Here is a 21,682-nt window from a genome sequence, read left to right as displayed (position 1 = left end):
GCATTACAAAATACGTTATGCCGAGTGTTAAGGCTTAACCCAGCTTAAAAGGAAGAGGTATGAAATCGGGCCGTTTTATTGGCGTTATGTCCGGAACCAGCCTTGATGGCGTGGATGTTGTACTGGCGGCAATTGATGAAACTATGGTTGCGCAACAGGCAAGTCTCACCTGGCCTATTCCCGTTCATCTGAAAAAAGGCATTCTCGATATTTGCCAGGGACAGCCGCTTACGCTCTCGCAACTCGGCCAGCTGGATACCCAGTTAGGCCGGCTTTTTGCACAGGCGGTTAATGCGCTGTTAGCGCGACAACGTTTGCAGCCGCGGGATATCGTCGCCATTGGTTGTCATGGGCAAACGGTCTGGCATGAACCGACCGGCGAGGCCCCGCATACGCTGCAAATTGGCGATAATAATCACATCGTCGCCCATACGGGGATTACAGTGGTCGGCGATTTTCGGCGGCGGGATATTGCGCTGGGCGGACAAGGCGCGCCGTTGGTGCCTGCTTTCCATCACGCGCTGTTGGGACATCCGACGGAAAAACGTATGGTCCTGAATATCGGCGGCATCGCCAATTTATCTCTGCTTTTCCCCGGACAGGCGGTGCGCGGGTACGACACGGGGCCGGGTAATATGTTGATGGATGCGTGGATTTGGCGACAATGCGCGCAGCCCTACGACAAAGACGCGGCATGGGCGAAAGAAGGTCAGGTTATTCTTCCATTGCTGCAAAAGATGTTGCGCGATCCGTACTTTGCTGCGTCGGCGCCCAAAAGTACAGGACGCGAATATTTCAACTATGGCTGGTTAGAGCGTCATCTTACGGCTTTCCCTGGCGCAGACGCGCGCGATGTACAGGCCACGCTGGCGGAGCTGACGGCGGTCTCCATCGCCCAACAGGTGCTGCTCAATGGCGGCTGCGAGCGGCTGATGGTCTGTGGCGGCGGAAGCCGGAATCCGTTAGTGATGGCCCGTCTGGCGGCGCTGTTGCCCGGTATCGAGGTTTCGACCACCGATAAGGCGGGGATCAGCGGCGATGATATGGAAGCGCTGGCCTTTGCATGGCTTGCCTGGCGAACGCTCGCGGGCCTGCCGGGAAATTTACCTTCCGTGACGGGGGCTACAGAAGCCAGTGTTTTAGGCGCTATTTACCCGGCTAACCCAATAACTCAGAGTTAACTGAATTTTTCCCGGACCCTATATCGGTAAACTAGCAAGGTCAGGAAGGGGCGTTTGCCCTTCCAGAAGCAGGAGAGCTTTCGGGATATGCCTATGAAAAAGATCGCAATAATGTGTTTACCTGTGCTGCTGACCGGCTGTAGCGTTTATCAACAATTTGTTGAACGTATGCAAACGGATACGCTGGAATACCAGTGTGATGAGAAGCCGCTTACCGTTAAAGTCAATAACCCGCGTGAAGAGGTCAGTTTTGTTTATGACAATAAGCTGCTGACCCTGAAGCAAGGAATCTCGGCCTCGGGCGCGCGTTATACCGACGGGATTTATGTTTTCTGGTCGCAAGGCGAGAGCGCCACGGTCTATAAACGAGACAGAATTGTGCTTAATAACTGTCAGTTACAAAATCCGAAGCGTTGAGATTTTCAGTATGGGGGCGCACAATAGCGCCACCCACTGATTATTTCTGATCAACGCCATGTCTGATAACGACCAATTGCAGCAGATCGCGCATCTGCGCCGTGAATACACGAAAGGCGGCTTGCGTCGCCGCGATTTACCCGCTGAACCGTTAACCTTATTTGAGCGCTGGCTTGGGCAAGCGTGCGACGCCAGACTGGCCGATCCGACGGCAATGGTCGTGGCGACCGTAGATGACAAGGGGCAACCGTACCAGCGTATTGTATTGCTCAAGCATTATGATGAAAAAGGCCTGGTCTTTTATACCAACCTGGGAAGCCGCAAGGCGCATCAAATTGAGCACAATCCGCGTATCAGCCTGTTATTTCCCTGGCATATGCTTGAACGCCAGGTGATGGTGACAGGCAAAGCCGAGCGTCTCTCCACACTTGAGGTGGTGAGGTATTTCCACAGCCGTCCGCGCGACAGCCAGATCGGCGCATGGGTTTCTAAACAATCCAGCCGCATTTCCGCGCGCGGTATCCTCGAAAGCAAATTCCTGGAGCTCAAGCAGAAGTTTCAACAGGGCGAAGTGCCGTTACCCAGCTTTTGGGGTGGTTTTCGCGTGAGTATCGAACAGATGGAGTTCTGGCAGGGCGGCGAACATCGTCTGCACGATCGCTTTTTATACCAACGCGACGACGGCGCATGGAAAATCGACCGTCTTGCGCCCTAAAGATGCAAAAATCTTGTTTTAAGCACTGGTGCGGATGAATCCGCCGTTTTATGCTATGTCTCTTTCGCGTCTGGCGAAAAGTCGTGTACCGGCAAAGGTGCAGTCGTTTTATACATGGAGATTTTGATGGCAAGCAGTAACTTGATTAAACAATTGCAAGAGCGGGGACTGGTAGCCCAGGTGACGGACGAAGACGCGTTGGCAGAGCGACTGGCGCAAGGCCCGATCGCGCTCTATTGCGGCTTCGATCCTACCGCTGACAGCTTGCATTTGGGGCATCTGGTTCCATTGTTATGCCTGAAACGCTTCCAGCAGGCAGGGCACAAACCTGTTGCGCTGGTAGGCGGCGCGACCGGTCTGATTGGCGACCCGAGCTTTAAAGCCGCCGAGCGTAAACTGAACACTGAAGAGACCGTTCAGGAGTGGGTGGCGAAAATTCGTAAACAGGTTGCCCCATTCCTGGACTTTGATTGCGGCGAAAACTCCGCCATCGCGGCCAATAACTATGACTGGTTCGGCAGCATGAATGTGCTGACTTTCCTGCGCGATATCGGTAAACATTTTTCCGTTAATCAGATGATCAACAAAGAAGCGGTGAAGCAGCGTCTGAACCGTGACGATCAGGGTATCTCTTTCACGGAGTTCTCTTATAACCTGCTACAGGGGTACGACTTCGCTTGTCTGAATAAACTGCACGGCGTTGCCTTACAGATTGGCGGTTCTGACCAGTGGGGGAACATCACTTCCGGTATCGACCTGACCCGTCGCCTGCACCAGAATCAGGTATTTGGTTTGACCGTTCCGCTGATCACCAAAGCTGACGGCACGAAATTCGGTAAAACCGAAGGCGGCGCTGTCTGGCTGGATCCGAAGAAAACCAGTCCGTACAAATTCTACCAGTTCTGGATTAACACCGCAGATGCCGATGTTTATCGCTTCCTGAAATTCTTCACTTTTATGGACATTGAGGAGATCAATGCCCTGGAAGAAGAAGATAAAAACAGCGGTAAAGCGCCGCGCGCGCAGTATGTACTGGCCGAGCAGGTGACGCGCCTGGTTCATGGTGAAGAGGGGCTGGTCGCGGCGAAACGGATCACTGAATGCCTGTTCAGCGGTTCACTGAGCGCGCTGAGCGAAGCTGACTTTGAGCAGTTGGCGCAGGACGGCGTACCGATGGTTGAAATGGAAAAAGGCGCCGACCTGATGCAGGCGCTGGTAGACGCCGAACTCCAGCCGTCACGTGGTCAGGCGCGTAAGACTATCGCCTCCAACGCTGTCACTATCAATGGTGAAAAACAATCCGATCCTGAATACATCTTTAACGATGAGGACCGTCTGTTTGGCCGCTATACCTTATTACGTCGCGGCAAAAAGAACTATTGTCTGATTTGCTGGAAATAAGGCATTAAGTAACAGGGAGTGAGAAATCACTCCCTTATTTTTGATGTTCAGGTAAAAAAATGAAGAATATCCTCGCTATCCAGTCCCATGTTGTTTTCGGACATGCGGGCAACAGCGCCGCCGAATTTCCCATGCGCCGTCTTGGCGCGAATGTTTGGCCGCTGAATACCGTTCAGTTTTCTAACCACACGCAATATGGTAAATGGACCGGCTGTGTCATGCCGCCCAGCCATCTGACTGAGATTGTCCAGGGGATTGCGGACATTGGCCAGTTAGCGCACTGCGACGCCGTACTTAGCGGTTACCTGGGATCTGCCGAGCAGGGAGAACACATTCTCGGTATTGTGCGCCAGGTTAAAGCAGCAAATCCGCAGGCAAAATATTTCTGCGATCCCGTGATGGGGCATCCGGAAAAGGGTTGTATCGTGGCGCCTGGCGTCGCAGAGTTCCATGTGCGTTATGCGCTACCCGCCAGCGATATTATCGCGCCTAACCTGATTGAACTGGAAATTCTCAGCAAACATAGCGTGAATAATGTGAATGACGCCGTGCAGGCGGCGCGAGAACTGATTGCTCAGGGGCCAGAAATTGTACTGGTAAAACATCTCGCCCGCGCCGGTTACAGTTCAGAACGCTTTGAAATGCTGCTGGTGACAGCGCAGGAAGCCTGGCATATTAGCCGTCCGCTGGTGGATTTCGGTTCACGTCAGCCGGTTGGCGTTGGCGATGTCACCAGTGGTTTATTGCTGGTCAAACTTTTGCAGGGCGCGACGTTGCAGCAGGCGCTGGAGCACGTTACGGCGGCAGTCTATGAGATTATGATCGCCACCAAAACGATGCAGGAGTACGAACTGCAGGTCGTGGCGGCCCAGGACAGGATCGCTAACCCTGAACATTACTTCAGCGCAACGCGGCTGTAATTATTGCTGCTAAAAAGAGGCCGGATGGCGGTACAGCGAGCTATCCGGCAACATGACATTAATTCAGTCCTTCCGCTTTAAGCGCTGCCGCAACGGTCGGTCTTTTTGCGACACGCTGCATATAACTTTCAATATGCGTTAACCCGTCCATATTCAGTTTTACGCCATAGGCCCAACGCAATACGGTAAACAGATAAGCGTCTGCAATGGTAAAACGCTGGCCGCAAATCCACTGGTCGTCTGAAAGCGACTCATCCACATACTGCAATTTCTTTTCCAGACCGGCGCGAACGGCGGGTTTGAGTGTTTCCGGCGTGTCAGGGCGGAACAGCGGGGTAAAGCCTTTATGCAGTTCCGTTGCAATATAGTTGAGCCATTCCAGCGTATGATAGCGAGCAAGACTACTTACCGGCGCCAGAAGCTGGCGGTCGGGAACGCTGTCGGCGAGGTACTGCATAATGGCGACGCCTTCAGTCAACAGTGTGCCGTCATCCAGCAGCAGAGCCGGAACCTGTCCTTTAGGGTTGACTGCCAGGTAATCATCACCGTTTTCCAGGCGTTTTTTTGCGAGATCGACGCCATCAAGCGTAAAGTCTTTGCCAATTTCGCGCAGGGTAATATGGGAAGCAAGAGAGCAGGCACCCGGTTTGTAGAACAGTTTCATCGGTAACTCCTTTTTGCTGAGGTTTAAAGTATGGTAGTGCGGGGACGAGCAAAAAAAAAGCCGCTAACGCACAGTTAGCGGCCTGAATGTTGTTTCCCGGAAAATTAAACTGTAGCGGCTTTAGAGCCTTTTTCAGCGGTATCATCGTCCTGGGTCATACGGTTCAGCTTAGGCGCTGTCAGCAGCATCAGGACGGCGATAACGGCGGTTGCTATGCCAATCTGCATAAATACGCGACCATAGACTTCCAGGGACATCAGCGGGTCAGTCACGTCGCTCGGCACAGCCATCAGGTTGGCGACATAACCGCCGATGATGTTAGCGCCTGCCGTTGTCAGGAACCAGCTACCCATGATGAAGCCCATCAGACGCTGCGGAACCAGCTGTGCGACCATTGCCAGTCCCAGACCGGAGATCATCAGCTCACCGATACTTTGCAGGCCGTAGCTTGCGATCAGCCAGTTTACGGATACGATGCCGGCATCGTTCGCAAATTTGGCGCCCAGCGGCAGAATCAGGAACGCGCCGGAACACAGCACCATACCAATGGCGAATTTCATCGGCATCGGCAGCGTATCGCCCATCCTGTTATAAATAGCGGCCAGAATCGGGCTGCCGATAATGATCCAGAATGGGTTCAGCGCCTGATACTGTTCCGGTTCAAACGCGATACCGAGAATAGAGTGCTCGACGTTACGAATGGCAAAGAAGTTCAGCGACGTTGGCATCTGGCTGTACAGTACGAAGAAGATAATCGCCTGCAGCATCAAAATAAAGGCGACGATCATTTTACGGCGAGCCGCGCCGTGCATGGAAAACGCTTCTTTACCGAAGATAATGACGATGCCAAGAGCGATTACGCCCAGCACCATACGCGCGATATCCTGGTTGTGCAGCAGCCAGGTGGCGACCGCAATCAGAACGACAATACCCACGATTGTCAGCAGCAGATTACGGAAGTTGATCGGTTCAAAGTCGGGTTTGGAACCGTAGCTTTTCACCCAGCGCTGGCAGAAAGCAAAGTTAACGACGGTTATCAGCATACCGACGACGCTAAGCGCAAACGCGGTGCTCCAGCCATAACGCGCCGCCAGCCACGGCGTCGCCAGCATAGAGAAGAAGGAGCCGATGTTGACGGACATATAATACATCGTAAATGCGCCGTCGAGACGCGGATCGTCCTTCGCGTAACAGGTAGACAGCAGGGAAGACGGGTTAGCTTTAAACAGACCGTTACCCACAGCGATAGCCGCCATGCCCATATAGACGATGCCAGCGTCATGACCAGACCATGCGACCAGCGCATAACCGATAGCCAGCACCACGGCACCCAGCATAATAACGCGTTTGGTGCCCAGAATTTTATCACCTAACCAACCGCCAATGGCGACCAGGCCGTACACCAGCGCACTGAAGGAAGAGAAAAGGGTGATGGAATCCGCTTCTGACATACCCAGTTGTTTTACCAGGTAGACGGCCATAATGCCTTGCAGGCCGTAATAACCAAAACGCTCCCATAACTCTATCGAGAAGATGAGATAGAACGCCTTCGGTTGTTTGAAAGCGTTCAAACTGACGCTTTCAGTTGGTTTTTTGTTTGCAGTAGACACTTTTACCTCTTTTTTACGCCCCGTATTAACAGGGATTGTCTGGCGCGTGATGAGTCAGACTCATCCGTCCGATTGTTATATTGGAGGGGAAACGGCAGGTAATGTTCACTATCTTTCCTCTCCAGACAAGAGCTTTGTAATAATCTGTTACATATAACTCTTCTGGTTGAATCGTCCGATGTCAGAAATGTTATCCAGCGTTAAATTTCTTCATTTGAAGAATGGCAGATTTTTACACTGCAAAAAGGCCATTAGTTTGGGTGAAAGGCGATATCTTCTGCTATTTAAGGTGAAAAGCAGTGATATAGGCCATTATCTGAAAAAATGGCAGAGTAATGTTTTGTAGTGAAAACGGGGCGTCAGTCTATCCGGTTGTAAATGTAACCTTAGATGTCATTAAATTTCACATGAAGTTATCAAAGTGATCCTGATCACGGATAGATAGAATTTTTTGCGATTAAAAAAATGATTAACCTGACGTGGAGTAAAAACGAAAGCACATTACATCAGAAAAAGGACAGAGACTGGAATGATTGATGGCTAAAATAGATCCAGGCCGAAGGTGGGAGCGCGCTGGCGTGACGGACGCACTCCGACCATATCAAATATCGACTTTTTCTTTGTATTCGCAAAGATCTTCAATGAGGCAGGAGCCGCAGCGGGGTTTTCGGGCGATACAGGTATAGCGGCCATGCAAAATTAACCAGTGATGGCAGTCCACTTTGAACTCATTCGGCACCACTTTCAGCAACTTCTCTTCTACCTGCTCGACATTTTTACCCGGCGCGAACTGTGTTCGGTTGCATACACGAAATATATGCGTATCAACGGCGATGGTCGGCCAGCCGAAGGCGGTATTTAGTACTACGTTAGCGGTTTTACGCCCCACGCCGGGAAGCGCTTCCAGCGCCGCCCGATCCTCCGGCACTTCGCCATTATGCTTGTCCAGTAAAATACGGCAGGTCTTAATCACGTTTTCCGCTTTACTGTTAAATAAACCGATGGTTTTGATATAGGATTTCACGCCTTCTACGCCCAGTTCCAGCATCGCGGCTGGCGTATTGGCGACCGGGTAAAGTTTGGCGGTAGCCTTGTTCACGCTGACGTCGGTTGCCTGCGCGGAAAGCAACACGGCAATCAGCAACTCAAACGGCGACGTGAAATTGAGTTCCGTTGTGGGGTGCGGATTGTTGTCGCGCAGGCGCGTCAGAATTTCCAGCCTTTTTGCTTTGTTCATCAGACTTTCCCTGTTTCACCTGCCGGAACAGCGGAAGGCGCGGTTTCGGCGCGGCGTTTCTTCATTTTTTCATCAATAAGATATTTTACCGCCAGCATGAGCCCCAGGCCGATAAACGCGCCTGGCGGCAGCATCGCCAGCAGGAAAGGCGAGTCGGTGTGAAATATCTCGACCCGTAATACTTTTGCCCAGCCTCCCAGCAGGCTATCCGCGCCATCGAAAAGCGTACCATTCCCGAGGATCTCGCGCAGCGAACCCAGCACGAACATCGCGCCTGTCGCGCCCATGCCGATGGAAAAACCGTCCAACGCGGAAAGCCACGGTCCTTTTTTCGCGGCAAACGCTTCGGCGCGACCAACAACAATGCAGTTCGTTACAATCAGAGGAATAAAAATCCCTAAAGACTGATACAAACCGAACGCATACGCATTGATCAGCATCTGTACTGCGCTTACCACCGAGGCAATGATCATGACGTAAATCGGGATACGGATTTCTGCCGGCGTCCAGCGACGTAGTGCGGACACCGTAAGGTTGGTCAGCGTTAATACCAGCGTTGTGGCCAGACCCAGCCCCAGAGCGTTGGTTGCCGTAGACGTCACCGCCAGTAAAGGGCACAGGCCAAGTAGCTGCACCAGAGCAGAGTTATTTTTCCATAACCCCTGAACAACAATGTCTTTTATTTCGCTCATGGTTATTCTCCACAGGCGGTTAAATGGGGGAGCTGAGCGGGCAGTGATTCGGCGTACAGCCCGGCGCGTTTAACCGCATTCACCACGGCGCGCGGCGTTATTGTCGCCCCGGTAAATTGATCAAAATCACCGCCATCCTTTTTCACCGCCCAGTGCGTATCATTTTCACCGCTGATGGTTTTACCGCTAAAGTGGGTAATCCAGTCAGACAAACGGCGCTCAATTTTATCACCTAACCCTGGCGTCTCATGATGTTCCGTCACACGCGTCCCCAGGACGGTACCGTTGAAATCTGCGCCAACAATAAGCTGGATAGCGCCGGAATAGCCATCTGGGGCGGTGGCCTCAATGATGGCCGCTACGGGTTTATCATCCTTGCGAGCGATAAAAACACGGTGTGTGCCTTTGCCGAGGGCGGGCGCATCGACCAGATAACAGCTCTCTTGCAGATTATTATTGTAACGATCTGGCGGCAATACCTGATCGAACAGGGCATGTTGTTGTTGCAGCGCTTGTTCGTGGATGGTTGATTTTGTCATCTGATTAATCACCGCGGTCAATCCCGTAGAGCCTGCGGCAAAAAGCGCCAGCGTAATACCGTGTTTACGAATCGTTTTCAGCATGGTTTATCCTTTGCGATGTCCATAGACGCGGGGGCGCGTGTAGTAGTCGATCAGAGGAACCGTGATATTCGCCAACAGGACAGCAAAAGCAACGCCGTCCGGATAGCCGCCGAAGCTACGAATCAGCCACACTAATACCCCAGCCAGCGCGCCGAAAATTAAACGTCCACGGTTGGTCGTGGAGGCGGTAACCGGATCCGTTAAGATAAAAAATGCACCCAGCATGGTGGCGCCTGACAGCAGATGAAGCTGCGGCGAGGCCAGCGTAGCGGGCGAGAAAAGCCAACCTAACGCGGCGCATAGCGCCAGCGTCAGCAGAAAACTGACCGGGATATGCCAGCGGATAGCTTTTTGCCACAGCAGGAATACGCCGCCGACAAGCCAGGCGAGGTTAACCCACTGCCAGCCCACGCCGGCCAGCGCGCCGCTGTATATCGGGTACTGCATAATTTGCTCAACGGAATGTCCGGCGCGCAAGGACGTTTTAAACGTATCCAGCGGCGTCGCCTGGCTGATACCGTCAATACCGATACGTAGCAGCGTCATATCGCCGCCGCTGGCGGTATGCCCGGTAAAAATCATCCGCAACGTGTCCAGCATATCGGGCGTTGTTGCGGCTATTTCATAAGGCGGCAACCAGCTTGTCATTTGCACCGGAAAGGAAATTAATAGCACCACGTAGCCGATCATGGCCGGATTAAAGGGGTTTTGTCCCAGCCCGCCATATAACTGTTTAGCGATAATAATGGCGAATCCGGTTCCCAGCACGACCATCCACCAGGGCGCAAGCGGAGGGATGCTGACCGCCAGCAAAAGCCCCGTCAATAACGCGGAATAATCCTGCAGGTGACTGGCGACCGATTGTTTGCGCAGCCTGAGGACAATGGCTTCTGCGACGAGCGCCGTGATAGCAGCCAGAACGATCTGGAAAAGCGTTCCCCAACCAAAAAACCACGTCTGCGCGGCAATCCCCGGCAGAGCGGCGATTAATACCAGCAACATGATTCGCGATGTCTGGCGCTGGTTATGGGTATAAGGCGAGCTTGCGATTCTGAATACCATTTAATCCTCGTTGACAACCTGCTGCTGTGCTGCTTTTTTTGCCTGAACGCGGGCGATAGCCGCAGCAACCGCGGCTTTACGCGGGGCGGCCGGTTCGGCAGGTTCGCTTCCGGCCTGCTGCTCCTGCTTACGGGCTTTGGCGCGGGCGATGGCCGCTTCCACCGCGGCTTTACGCGGATCGACCGGTTCGGCAGGTTCGCTTCCGGCCTGCTGCTCCTGCTTACGGGCTTTGGCGCGGGCGATAGCCGCTTCCACCGCGGCTTTGCGCGGGTCGACCGCTTCGGCAGGTTCGCTTCCGGCCTGCTGCTCCTGCTTACGGGCTTTGGCGCGGGCGATGGCCGCTTCCACCGCGGCTTTACGCGGATCGACCGGTTCGGCAGGTTCGCTTCCGGCCTGCTGCTCCTGTTTGCGGGCTTTGGCGCGGGCGATAGCCGCCTCCACCGCGGCTTTGCGCGGATCGACCGGTTCGGCAGGTTCGCTTCCGGCCTGCTGCTCCTGTTTGCGGGCTTTGGCGCGGGCGATAGCCGCCTCCACTGCGGCTTTACGCGGGTCGCCGCCGGATATCGCGCTGTCAGCCACCGGATGAGCGGCTTGTTTAGCGCGCGCTTGCGCTTTACGCGCTTCACGGGCCGCGATGACGGCGCTATTGTCTGGCAGACTACCCGCCTGAATAACCACCGGTTGCGTGGCCTGCGCCTGTTTCTCTTTTACCCGCGCCAGCGCAGCGGCAATGGCATCCTGATCTTTTGCCGCTGGTTGTACCGCTGCGCTCTTATGACGTGCAAGGCGGGCGGCTTTTTCGCGCTCCAGTCTTGCCTGACGAGCCTCAAAACGCGCTTTGGCTTCGGCGGCGCGTTTTTCTTCAAGCCTGATCGCATTAATCTCCGCTTTTTCCTGACGGAAATATTGGACGAGCGGAATATTACTGGGGCAGACCCAGGCGCAGGCGCCGCATTCTATACAATCAGCAATATGGTGAGCGGTAGCCTTGTCATGCTGCTGCCCTTTGCTGAACCAATAAAGCTGCTGCGGTAAAAGGTCGGCAGGGCAGGCGTCAGCGCAAGCGCTGCAACGAATACAGCTTTTCTCTTCCTGAGGCGCCCCCATTTCAGCCACGGATGGCGCCAGCAGGCAGTTGGTGATTTTTACGACCGGTACGTCAAGCCAGGGAAGGGTGAATCCCATCAACGGGCCGCCCATGATGACCATCTGGTCAGCAGAAGGGCAGAACCCGGCATCGTTAAGCAAATGACGAACGGGAGTGCCGAGCCGTGCCCAGACGTTACCCGGTCGGCTTACCGCTTCACCCGTTAAGGTGACAACGCGTTCTGTGATCGGCTCGCCGTCAACCACGGCGCGTTTCACGGCATAAGCCGTACCGACGTTTTGCATCAGCACGCCAATATCAGAGGATCGCCCGCCGTGGGGAACCTGTTTTCCCGTCAGTATTTGGGTGAGCTGTTTTGCGCCGCCGGAAGGGTATTTGGTTGGGATCACACGTAACGAAATATCGTGGGCGTCAGCCAGTACGGCGCGCAGCATGGAAATAGCCTGCGGTTTGTTATCTTCAATGCCGATTAATACCTCACGCGGTTGCAGAATATGCGCCAGGATGCGAATACCTTCCACAATCTGCGCGGCGCAGTCCTGCATCAAACGATCGTCCGCCGTAATGTAAGGTTCGCACTCTGCGGCATTGATAATAAGCGTGGTGATTTTATCGCCGCCGCCCTGCAATTTAACGCCGGTGGGAAACCCTGCGCCGCCAAGCCCGGCAACGCCATACTGATGAATGCGTTCAATGAGCGCTTCACGGCTGTGGGCGCGGTAATCAGACCAGCCCTCGCGTTCAATCCAGCGGTCCTCGCCGTCGGCATCAATGATGACGCTTAACTCCGCCAGCGCCGAAGGATGCGCCGTCGAGTGGGGCGCAATAGCGATAACCGTCCCGGAGGTGGGCGCGTGTACCGGCAGCATTCTCCCACGTCCACGGGTCAGCGCCTGGCCGCGCAGCACGCGATCGCCGACGCTAACGCACAGCTCTCCCTCAGCGCCAATGTGCTGTTTTAAGGGGATAACGAAGCGCGGCGCTAAAGGCACCTGGCGCAGCGGCGTGCCGTTTGACTGGGTCTTCATTTCGGGCGGATGAATACCACCGTCGAAATCCCAGATTTTATCTTTTCTGAAAGCGGAAAATAGTTTAAGCATGTTGTTCCACGGGAATGATGCGAACGGGAATGGTGTTCAAATCCCATTTCCAACTGTCGGGCGTCTCATTCACCGGACGTAATTCGATGCAGTGCGTCGGACACGGATCGACGCACAGATTACAGCCAGTACAGAGATCGCTCATGACCGTGTGCATGGCGCGCGTTGCGCCAACGATGGCGTCAACCGGGCAGGCCTGAATGCATTTTGTGCAGCCAATGCAGTTATTTTCATCAATAATTGCCAGCATACGTACTGGCGCAGCCCGCTGTTCTTCACCATCGCATGGTTGCGGCTCTACGTTTAGCAACTCTGCCATTTTCAGCATGACGGCTTCGCCGCCGGGCGCGCAACGATTGATTTTCTCGCCCTGGAGACCCACGGCTTCGGCGTAGGGGCGACAGCCGGGATAGCCGCACTGACCACACTGACTCTGCGGCAAAAGCGCATCGATTTTTTCAACAACCGGATCATCTTCAACCGCGAATCGGCGGGAGGCATAACCCAGAATGGCGCCGAACACCAGGCCCAGAAGGGTCAGGGCGCCAACGGCAATCCAGATAGTATTCATTACAACTTCACCAAACCACTAAAGCCCATAAAGGCCAAAGACATTAATCCTGCGGTAATCAATGCTATCGCGTTACCACGAAAAGGGGCGGGCACATCCGCCACGGCAAGGCGTTCGCGGATAGCGGCAAACAGAACCATCACTAATGAAAAACCGACGGCGGCGGAAAATCCGTACAGCGCCGACTGAAGAAAGTGATGACCGAGATTAATATTCAGTAACGCTACGCCCAGAACCGCACAGTTAGTGGTAATCAGTGGTAAGAAGATGCCTAACAAGCGGTATAACGCCGGGCTGGTTTTCCGCACAACCATTTCGGTAAATTGCACGACCACAGCAATGACGAGGATAAAGGCCAGCGTCCGCAGATAAATCAGATCCAGCGGAATAAGTATCCAGGTGTCGATAAGCCAGGCGCATATCGACGCCAGCGTCATGACAAAGGTCGTCGCGAGGCCCATCCCCATGGCGGTTTCCAGTTTTTTGGATACGCCCATAAAGGGACAAAGGCCCAGGAATTTGACCAGTACAAAGTTATTGACCAGTACAGTTCCGACAAAGAGCAGCAGGTAATCAGTCATGTTTCGGCCTGAAATAAAAAAGCCGCCTATTATCTGTCAAACTACCACAGGCGACAACAGGTTAACTGTAGGGTTATTACGGATTAACAAACGTTGTTTTAACGCGCGCTGAACGTTTGAGATAAGGCACAATGAGCGCCGTCGCCAACAGTGGGAAGAGTAACTGACGCACGGCAAAGGCATCTGAGACGGGCGAAAAGGCAAATGCTTTAACCGCCAGTAACACCGACACCAGCAGCCAGATAATGTAATGCTTCGGCACGCAGCGTCTGCGTTTGAAGAATGCGATTGTCAACCACAGGGTATAGTACCACATGGCGATAGCGGTAATAAATGAAATGCCCCATAGCAGTAAATTACCGGTTTCCTGTCCGCTAAGCGTCTTGAACGTTTGCGGTGTGGCAAGCGCCATAACGTAGAGTAATAACGCCAGCGAGGCGCTCAACAACGCGACTAACAGCCAGGCTAACGGGCCAAGAAGCCAGCCTCCAATTCGTTGTGGCGGTGTTGTAGTCATATCTTCTCCGGGGTTACGCGCGTTAACGGTCATGCCGCTCATTTTGGGGCAAATATTATAAGGTTTTTGATGTTAAACGCTACTTTCTTTATTGCACATAGCGCCAGACGGATTGCGGGACCTGACCTACATCAAACAGGCGTCCTCCGGAAACCAGTTCGGCACGGCGGTGATCTGCAGCGCGATACATATTAACAATGTCCATGTCATCAGTAAGGGTATAGTTAAGGTGGTCGAACAGTTTTTCCAGACTTTCGAGCGAACTAATTTTGCGGAATTTTAATAGATAATCCTGAACAGTCATATAAAGTTGATCCATATTAAATATAATGCCAACGGAGTAGTCACTGATAAAAAATAAACAAAACCGCACCAGTGAGAGGTCAGGGGTGCAGGTAAAAAGGGAATATTCTTACCGGTAAAGAGTCAGGCGCCACATGGCGCCTGGGGCGAAAGGTTAACGCGCTTTCCTACAACAGGCAATAAACGTCAGACCAGATAGGACATATTTCGTTTTTTTTGCCGGTTTTTGACTTTTCTTTGCACCCCCGGGGCGCCGCTTACCGTACCACGCGAAAATGCCTTTACATTATCTGACGCTTACTTCTTCTGAACGGAAGCCGTGGGCTCTGGTGGTTGGTAATTGTCAATATGGTTGGCAATACCTAAAAGAATGACTGAGATAACGAGAACTATCCACCCAGTTAATTCAATAAGACGATTCATTATTGACGACATTTGCTTTGATTTATCCATAAACACAGGGGGTAAATGTTACTTTCCTGGCGAACGGTCGGCAAGAGGGAGGGAAACGTTTTCAGCCTCTGTTCTGTAACAAGTTAATCATTTGATGCTACGTTGATGGTCAGGACGCTATTGCGGCTAATCGCACGATGGTGTGGAATAGCGATATCTAAAACCGGAGGCAGTGAGATGAATGACAAAATCCGCGTTGGGTTAATCGGTTATGGCTACGCCAGTAAAACCTTTCATGCGCCCTTAATTATGGGAACGCCAGGGTTAGAGCTTGCGGCGGTATCCAGCAGCGATGAAACAAAAGTGAAAGCAGACTGGCCGGCGGTCTCCGTGGTCTCTGAGCCCCGACATTTATTTAACGATCCGCATATCGACCTGATCGTGATCCCGACGCCCAACGATACCCATTTCCCGCTGGCGAAAGCTGCGCTGGAAGCCGGTAAGCATGTGGTGGTTGATAAACCCTTTACCGTGACACTGTCACAGGCGCGAGAATTGGATGCGCTTGCGCGGAGCACTGGCCGGGTACTTTCCGTCTTCCACAACCGACGCTGGGATAGCGATTTTTTGACGCTGAAAGCCTTGCTGGCGGATGGCGTGCTCGGCGAGGTGTCCTTGTTTGAATCCCACTTTGATCGCTTTCGTCCCCAGGTGCGCGACCGCTGGCGCGAGCAAGGCGGGCCGGGAAGTGGTATCTGGTACGATCTGGCGCCGCACTTGTTGGATCAGGCCATTCAACTTTTTGGCCTGCCGGTCAGCATGACGGTGGATTTAGCGCAACTGCGTCCGGGCGCGCAATCTACAGATTATTTCCACGCGATTTTATCCTACCCCCAGCGCCGCGTGATTTTGCACGGTACGATGCTGGCCGCGGCGGAATCCGCGCGATACATCATTCATGGTTCGCGCGGTAGCTATGTAAAATATGGCCTCGATCCTCAGGAAGAACGGTTAAAAAACGGCGAGCGTTTACCGCAGGAAGACTGGGGATACGACATGCGTGACGGCGTATTGACTCTGGTTGAGGGAGAGACGCGCAAAGAAGAGAACTGGCTTACGTTGCCGGGTAACTATCCGGCATATTATGCCGCCATCCGCGATGCGTTAAACGGTAACGGTGAAAATCCCGTGCCGGCAAGCCAGGCGATTCAAATTATGGAGTTGATTGAACTGGGCATAGAATCGGCAAAACATCGCGCGACGCTGTGTCTTGCCTGAGATGTCGCATTTCTCCGCCTGGGATAGCATTAAACCGCAGGCGGAGAAGGGCGTTAGTGTCAATAAAGCAATTTTACGCCGCGGCCACTTTTTCGCGCAGCGCACGTTTTTCGCCATCGCTCAAAAAGGCGATTTCCAGACCGTTAATCTGTGCCTGGCGAATCTGTTCGCGGCTCAATCCTGCCGCTGGCGCGGCGACGTGATATTCATGGATAATATCTACGCCCTGAACAGCCGGATCGTCCGTATTAAGACTGGCGAGAACGCCATGCTCAAGGAAGGTTTTGAGCGGATGGTCTGCCAGCGATGCGACGGTACTGGTCTGAATATTCGAAGTCAGACAGGATTCAATACCGATACGCTGTTGTACAAGAAAATCCATTAACGCGCGATCTTCGACAGCTTTTACGCCATGTCCGATACGCTCGGCCCCCAGTTCGCGAATCGCCTGCCAGATACTTTCCGGCCCTGCGGCTTCGCCAGCGTGAACGGTAATATGCCAGCCCGCATCGCGCGCCCGATTAAAGTGCGACAAAAACAGACTGCCGGGAAAGCCCAGCTCATCACCGGCTAAATCCAGCGCGGTGATGTTCTCTCTGTGCGCCAGCAGCGCATCAAGCTCCTGTAAACATGCCGCCTCGCCGAAGGTACGGCTCATAATGCCAATGAGTCGCGCCTCGACGCCAAACGTGTTACAGCCGTCGCGTACACCGTCGATAACGGCTTCAACCACGCCTGCGATCGGTAACTGATGCGCCATCGCCATATAGCCGGGCGAAAAGCGAAGCTCGACGTAATGCAGGCCGTTACGTGCGGCATCTTCAATATTTTCAAAGGCCACACGGCGGCAGGCGTCAAGCGATGCCAGGACTTTTACCCCCCAATCGAGCTTAGTGAGAAAGCTTACTAAATCGGGTTCGGTTGAGGTGACCTGGACATGCGGAATCAGCGTTTCCAGCGTTTGGGCGGGAAGGGCGATGTTGAACTGCCGACCAAGATCCAGAATTGTTTGGGCGCGAATGTTGCCATCAAGGTGGCGGTGGATGTCAGTCAAAGGAAGCGTAATATCAATCATGGGCGCACTCAATTTTTAATAAAAGTGCGCACCATTATACTACAGATTGATAATGCTCTGGAAATTTTGCAAAAACGGAGTCATTACGTTGCAACTTCGCGAGAGCGCGGAAGAAATTTTGTATCATTCTCTTTAACGCGCCCCCGGTCAGCTCACGGGGGGCGTCTCTGTTATCGCCTCTTAGGATAAAGGGTCAGCCCCCTGCTTGTAGACAGTATCAGCGAACGGTGCGGATAGCGTTAATCAATCCGTTGACGCCTTTTTCAAGTTTCAGGCGAGGGCATCCGGCATTCAGACGCACAAATCCCCGGCCTTCTGCGCCATAGGTATTGCCGGGCATAATGGCGACTTTCTCCTGATGAATGAGCGTGTGCTGTAATTTTTGATCGTCAATGCCGAGTGGACGGAGATCAATCCAGGCCAGATAGGTCGATGGCGGCGCTTGCCAGTTCAACGTCGGAAAGGCGCCATTCAGCGCCTGCTCAATATAGCGCATATTAGCCGCCAGCGAGGCGCGTAACGCATCCAGCCACGGCGCGCCGTGCTGATACGCGGCAATATGCGCCGTGAGCGAGAGCACCGCTGGCGAAGAGAGGCCGTCGCGCCCTTTTAAGGCGGCCAGGTAGCGTTCACGGCTTTCACTATTTTCAATGATTCCATAAGCGCCGGTTAATGCCGGAATATTGAAGCTTTTCGAGCCGGAGGAGAGCAGCGCCCAGTCTCCGCGCGCGACATTGCTCCAGGGAATATGCGGCTGGTTTCCCCATACCATATCCATGTGAATTTCATCGGAAATCACCCGTACGCCATGGCGCTCGCACAGCGTTGACATCGTTTCCAGCTCGTCACGCGTCCACACTTTACCGGTGGGATTTTGCGGACTGCACAGCAGCAGGATTTTGCTTTCCGGACGCGCCAGCGCCGCCTCCAGTTTGGCCATATCGCAATACCAGGCGTTGCCTTCTTTCTCCAGTGGGACGGGAGTGACGATGCGATGGTTGCCTTCAATCGCCTTATAAAAAGCATCGTAAGCGGGGGTATGAACTACCACGCCATCGCCTTCGTCGGACCACTGGCGGATAAGCTCGGACGCCATATAGATAACGGAGGGGCCGTATACGAGGGAGTGGGCATCTATCGTGGTCTGATGGCGTGTCGCAAACCAGTGGGTAATCGCCCCTAAAAACGCCTCATTTTTCCAACGGCTATAGCCCAGCACACCGTGGGAAAGGCGCTGGTTTAGCGCCACCAGGATACACGGCGCGGTGGCAAAATCCATATCCGAGATCGTAAAGGGGAGCAGATCGGCTTCGCCAAAACGATCGGCGACATAATCCCACTGCGTACACCATGTCCCGCGACGGTCAACTTCCTGTGAAAAATCGAACATATCTCTTCCTTATGCCTGAACGGTATTCATCAGACCAACCATTTCATCTTTTACTGACTGAACCTGTGGGCCGATAACCACCTGCAAATTATGCTGATTGAGCTGTACGACGCCTATCGCACGATTGTCCTTCAATGCCTGGACATCGACAAGCGACATATCTTTCACGGACAGACGTAGGCGGGTGATGCAGTTGTCCAGACTCACAATGTTTTCCGTGCCGCCTAATGCCGCCAGGATAGCAGGCACGTTGTAGCCGGATTTTCCTGGCGCGCCAGCGATCGCTTTTTCAATGCTGGTGGCGATCTCCGCTTCGCGCCCCGGTGTTTTGAGGTTAAAGCGTGTAATGGCGAAGCGAAAAATGAGGTAGTAAACCGCAAACCAAATCGCCGCCACTACCGGTACCAGATACCATTTTGTTGACAGACCATGCAGGATGCCAAACACCACAAAGTCAATAATATTGCCATCCGTATTGCCGATAGTGACGCCGAGAATAGCCATGATGGTGAAGCCCAGCCCGGTCAGCAGAGCATGAATAACGTACAGCACCGGCGCTACGAACAGGAACAGGAATTCCAGCGGCTCCGTTGTACCGCCGACAACGCAGGCGATTAAACCGGAAATCAATAATCCTTTAATTTTAGGGCGGTTTTCTGGACGGGCACAGTGGTACATTGCCAGCGCGGCGCCCGGCAACCCACCGAGAAACGCCGGCATTTTGCCTTGCGATAAGAAGCGAGTGGCGCTTTCAGAGAAGCCGTGCGTCGTTGGGCAACTGAGTTGGGCCTGGAAAATAGTCAATGCGCCGCTCACGGTATGCCCGCATACCTCTTGCGTACCGCCCGCCTCGGTGAAACGAATCAGCGCTACCAGAATATGGTGCAGACCAAAAGGCAACAGCAGGCGCTCGCCGGTGCCGAAAATCATCGGTCCAAAGTCGCCGGCGCTATTGATGATATGACCCAGTCCACTAATTCCCATCGCAAAAACCGGCCAGACGAGCGGGATAACCAGGCCGACAAGCCCCATCACAACGGCGGAAACGATAGGCACAAAACGCGTACCGCCGAAAAAAGCCAGCGCATCCGGCAAACGAATGGTATGAAACCGTTCATGCAGCATCCAGACAATAATACCAGCGATAACGGCGCCGAGGATGCCGGTATCGATAGAGGGGATGCCCAGAATATTTTGTACGTTATTGGCTTTCAGCACCGCCGCATCGGTGGTCGGCAGAATGCCTTTTGCCGTGAGCCAGAAGTTGACTGCAAGGTTCATGACCGCATAACCGACGAACCCGGCAAACGCGGCGACGCCTTTGTTTTCCCGCGCCAGACCAAGCGGAATCGCGATACAAAACATCACCGGCAGAAAGCTAAAGGCAAAAGAACCTACTTTACTCATCCAGGTGAAGATAGCCTGTAGCAAGGGATTACCCAGCACGGGGAGCAGGGTGATAACGTCGTGGCTACTGAGTGAGCTGCCGATACCGAGCATAATGCCGCAGAACGAGAGCAAGGCGACGGGCAACATAAACGTTTTGCCCAGTTGCTGGAAAAATTCCCATAGCGTTATTTTTGGCGTGGTTTTCGTCGTCATCTAACGACTCCTTGTTAATAAAGGCCGGTGTCAGGTTATGATGGCGAAAAGATAAAACGTTTTATCAAATTTTAGTGCGGCATTAATCACATTACTGACCGATAATAACGCGTATAAAGATAACAGATAGGTAAAACGTTTTATCTGTCAGATTCTGGAGCGATTTGTTGACATGGCTATCGCCAAAAAAATCACTATCCACGATGTTGCGCTGGCGGCTGGCGTGTCGGTGAGCACCGTTTCCTTAGTGCTGAGCGGCAAGGGGCGAATATCGGCCGCGACCGGCGAGCGCGTGAACGCGGCAATTGAGCAACTGGGCTTTGTGCGTAACCGCCAGGCGTCCGCGCTGCGTGGCGGGCAAAGCGGCGTTATCGGTTTGATCGTGCGTGATTTATCGGCACCCTTTTATGCCGAATTGACCGCCGGGTTAACGGAAGCGCTGGAAGCGCAAGGCCGTATGGTTTTTCTCCTGCACGGGGGGAAAGATGGCGAACAGCTAAATCAGCGTTTTACCATGCTGCTTAATCAGGGCGTGGATGGCATGGTGATCGCCGGTGCGGCGGGTAGTAGCGAAGCGCTGAGAGCGCAGGCCGACGCACAAGGAATTCCGGTGGTGTTTGCGTCACGCGCCAGCTATCTTGATGATGCGGATACCGTTCGGCCTGACAACATGCAGGCGGCGCAGCTCCTGACGGAGTACCTTATTCGTCAGGGCCATCAGCGCATCGCCTGGCTGGGAGGACAAAGCGCATCTTTAACCCGCGCGGAGCGCGTGGGCGGCTATTGCGCGACGTTGTTAAAATACGGTCTACCGTTTCACAGCGAGTGGGTCGTGGAATGCGCTTCCAGTCAGAAACAGGCAGCAGAAAGCATTACCGCGCTGTTGCGATACAATCCGACCATTAGCGCTGTCGTTTGTTACAACGAAACCATTGCGATGGGGGCGTGGTTTGGCCTACTGAGAGCCGGACGACAGAGTGGCGAGAGCGGTGTCGATCGTTATTTCGAGCAGCAGGTGTCGCTGGCGGCGTTTGCTGATGTGGCGGAGAACGCCCTCGACGACCTGCCGATTATCTGGGCCAGTACGCCGGCGCGAGAAATAGGCTATACCCTGGCCGAACGAATATTGCAGCGTATTGCTCACGACGAGCACCATGTGCGGAGTCAAACGATAGCCGCTCGCCTGGTAACGCAAAAGTAGAGGCTGCGCGTCGTTCGGCGCAGGCCGGGTGCAGCATCGCG

General features: G+C 53.6%; 22 protein-coding genes. 7 read left to right on the top strand and 15 right to left on the bottom strand.

The features are described from left to right. The first annotated feature begins 59 nt into the window (after positions 1–59). From anmK to pdxY, 5 genes are all read left to right on the top strand, one after another. On the top strand, positions 60–1,181 hold the full coding sequence (anmK, locus tag J4617_RS04110; RefSeq protein WP_000835028.1) for an anhydro-N-acetylmuramic acid kinase: 1,122 nt from the start codon (positions 60–62) through the stop codon (positions 1,179–1,181). An 87-nt stretch (positions 1,182–1,268) separates the two neighbouring features. Continuing rightward, a complete protein-coding gene (gene mliC, locus J4617_RS04105) occupies positions 1,269–1,598 on the top strand; it encodes a C-type lysozyme inhibitor (protein WP_001132086.1) in 330 nt (109 codons plus the stop codon). A 58-nt stretch (positions 1,599–1,656) separates the two neighbouring features. Further along, on the top strand, positions 1,657–2,313 hold the full coding sequence (gene pdxH, locus J4617_RS04100; protein WP_001282334.1) for a pyridoxamine 5'-phosphate oxidase: 657 nt from the start codon (positions 1,657–1,659) through the stop codon (positions 2,311–2,313). A 126-nt stretch (positions 2,314–2,439) separates the two neighbouring features. Then, positions 2,440–3,714, top strand: a complete 1,275-nt coding sequence (tyrS, locus tag J4617_RS04095) for a tyrosine--tRNA ligase (RefSeq protein ID WP_000168626.1) — start codon at positions 2,440–2,442, stop codon at positions 3,712–3,714. Positions 3,715–3,773: 59 nt separating this feature from the next. Beyond that, entirely contained in the window at positions 3,774–4,634 is an 861-nt protein-coding gene (gene pdxY / locus J4617_RS04090; protein WP_000789736.1) for a pyridoxal kinase PdxY, read from the top strand. A 58-nt stretch (positions 4,635–4,692) separates the two neighbouring features. Here pdxY and gstA read toward each other — a convergent pair whose 3' ends face one another. The 12 genes from gstA to blr all read right to left on the bottom strand — a co-directional run bounded on the left by gstA (position 4,693) and on the right by blr (position 15,125). Further along, complete coding sequence (gene gstA / locus J4617_RS04085; RefSeq protein WP_000765727.1) at positions 4,693–5,298, bottom strand: glutathione transferase GstA; 606 nt, start codon at positions 5,296–5,298, stop codon at positions 4,693–4,695. Between the two features lie 104 nt (positions 5,299–5,402). Beyond that, positions 5,403–6,908: a dipeptide/tripeptide permease DtpA gene (dtpA, locus tag J4617_RS04080; protein WP_000100911.1), complete on the bottom strand. Its 1,506-nt coding sequence runs from the start codon at positions 6,906–6,908 to the stop codon at positions 5,403–5,405. A 601-nt stretch (positions 6,909–7,509) separates the two neighbouring features. After that, the gene (nth, locus tag J4617_RS04075) at positions 7,510–8,145 is read right to left on the bottom strand and encodes an endonuclease III (RefSeq protein ID WP_001030318.1); all 636 of its coding nucleotides are present in this window, start codon (positions 8,143–8,145) and stop codon (positions 7,510–7,512) included. Further along, positions 8,145–8,837 carry an electron transport complex subunit E gene (locus tag J4617_RS04070; RefSeq protein ID WP_001289628.1) on the bottom strand — a complete coding sequence of 231 codons (693 nt, stop codon included), beginning with the start codon at positions 8,835–8,837 and terminating at the stop codon, positions 8,145–8,147. The genes nth and J4617_RS04070 overlap by 1 nt, the downstream gene beginning before the upstream one ends. Before the next feature lie 2 nt (positions 8,838–8,839). Further along, entirely contained in the window at positions 8,840–9,460 is a 621-nt protein-coding gene (gene rsxG, locus J4617_RS04065) for an electron transport complex subunit RsxG (protein WP_000920822.1), read from the bottom strand. A 3-nt stretch (positions 9,461–9,463) separates the two neighbouring features. After that, positions 9,464–10,522, bottom strand: a complete 1,059-nt coding sequence (rsxD, locus tag J4617_RS04060) for an electron transport complex subunit RsxD (RefSeq protein WP_000231891.1) — start codon at positions 10,520–10,522, stop codon at positions 9,464–9,466. After that, positions 10,523–12,730, bottom strand: a complete 2,208-nt coding sequence (gene rsxC / locus J4617_RS04055) for an electron transport complex subunit RsxC (protein ID WP_047020805.1) — start codon at positions 12,728–12,730, stop codon at positions 10,523–10,525. After that, positions 12,723–13,301: an electron transport complex subunit RsxB gene (gene rsxB, locus J4617_RS04050; protein ID WP_017465964.1), complete on the bottom strand. Its 579-nt coding sequence runs from the start codon at positions 13,299–13,301 to the stop codon at positions 12,723–12,725. Before rsxB ends, rsxC begins: the two co-directional genes overlap by 8 nt. Beyond that, positions 13,301–13,882 (bottom strand): electron transport complex subunit RsxA, encoded by a 582-nt coding sequence (gene rsxA / locus J4617_RS04045; RefSeq protein WP_000133179.1) that lies wholly within the window; start codon positions 13,880–13,882, stop codon positions 13,301–13,303. Before rsxA ends, rsxB begins: the two co-directional genes overlap by 1 nt. A gap of 76 nt (positions 13,883–13,958) precedes the next feature. Continuing rightward, positions 13,959–14,399: a DUF2569 domain-containing protein gene (locus J4617_RS04040; RefSeq protein ID WP_000214061.1), complete on the bottom strand. Its 441-nt coding sequence runs from the start codon at positions 14,397–14,399 to the stop codon at positions 13,959–13,961. Positions 14,400–14,487: 88 nt separating this feature from the next. Beyond that, positions 14,488–14,703, bottom strand: coding sequence for a transcription modulator YdgT (gene ydgT / locus J4617_RS04035; RefSeq protein WP_000217946.1), 216 nt, complete (start codon positions 14,701–14,703; stop codon positions 14,488–14,490). Between the two features lie 296 nt (positions 14,704–14,999). Next, entirely contained in the window at positions 15,000–15,125 is a 126-nt protein-coding gene (blr, locus tag J4617_RS04030) for a division septum protein Blr (protein WP_001708800.1), read from the bottom strand. A gap of 207 nt (positions 15,126–15,332) precedes the next feature. Here blr and J4617_RS04025 point away from each other — a divergent pair, with 207 nt between their 5' ends. Continuing rightward, positions 15,333–16,373 carry an oxidoreductase gene (locus J4617_RS04025; RefSeq protein ID WP_017465963.1) on the top strand — a complete coding sequence of 347 codons (1,041 nt, stop codon included), beginning with the start codon at positions 15,333–15,335 and terminating at the stop codon, positions 16,371–16,373. Positions 16,374–16,446: 73 nt separating this feature from the next. Here the strand turns inward: J4617_RS04025 and add are convergent, their stop codons facing one another. From add to malX, 3 genes are all read right to left on the bottom strand, one after another. Further along, positions 16,447–17,448 (bottom strand): adenosine deaminase, encoded by a 1,002-nt coding sequence (gene add / locus J4617_RS04020; protein WP_000565571.1) that lies wholly within the window; start codon positions 17,446–17,448, stop codon positions 16,447–16,449. A 217-nt stretch (positions 17,449–17,665) separates the two neighbouring features. Continuing rightward, a complete protein-coding gene (locus J4617_RS04015) occupies positions 17,666–18,838 on the bottom strand; it encodes a MalY/PatB family protein (protein ID WP_023198609.1) in 1,173 nt (390 codons plus the stop codon). 9 nt (positions 18,839–18,847) lie between these two features. Beyond that, positions 18,848–20,440, bottom strand: coding sequence for a maltose/glucose-specific PTS transporter subunit IIBC (malX, locus tag J4617_RS04010; protein ID WP_000208903.1), 1,593 nt, complete (start codon positions 20,438–20,440; stop codon positions 18,848–18,850). 172 nt (positions 20,441–20,612) lie between these two features. Here malX and J4617_RS04005 point away from each other — a divergent pair, with 172 nt between their 5' ends. After that, positions 20,613–21,641, top strand: a complete 1,029-nt coding sequence (locus tag J4617_RS04005) for a Mal regulon transcriptional regulator MalI (protein ID WP_000951918.1) — start codon at positions 20,613–20,615, stop codon at positions 21,639–21,641. The last annotated feature ends 41 nt before the right edge of the window (positions 21,642–21,682 follow it).

The organism is Salmonella sp. 32010601201800023SM (assembly GCF_017572235.1).
GTDB classification, from domain to species: domain Bacteria; phylum Pseudomonadota; class Gammaproteobacteria; order Enterobacterales; family Enterobacteriaceae; genus Salmonella; species Salmonella enterica.
Note: the sequence above shows the minus strand (reverse complement) of the source record. Positions and strands in the feature narration are given on the sequence as shown.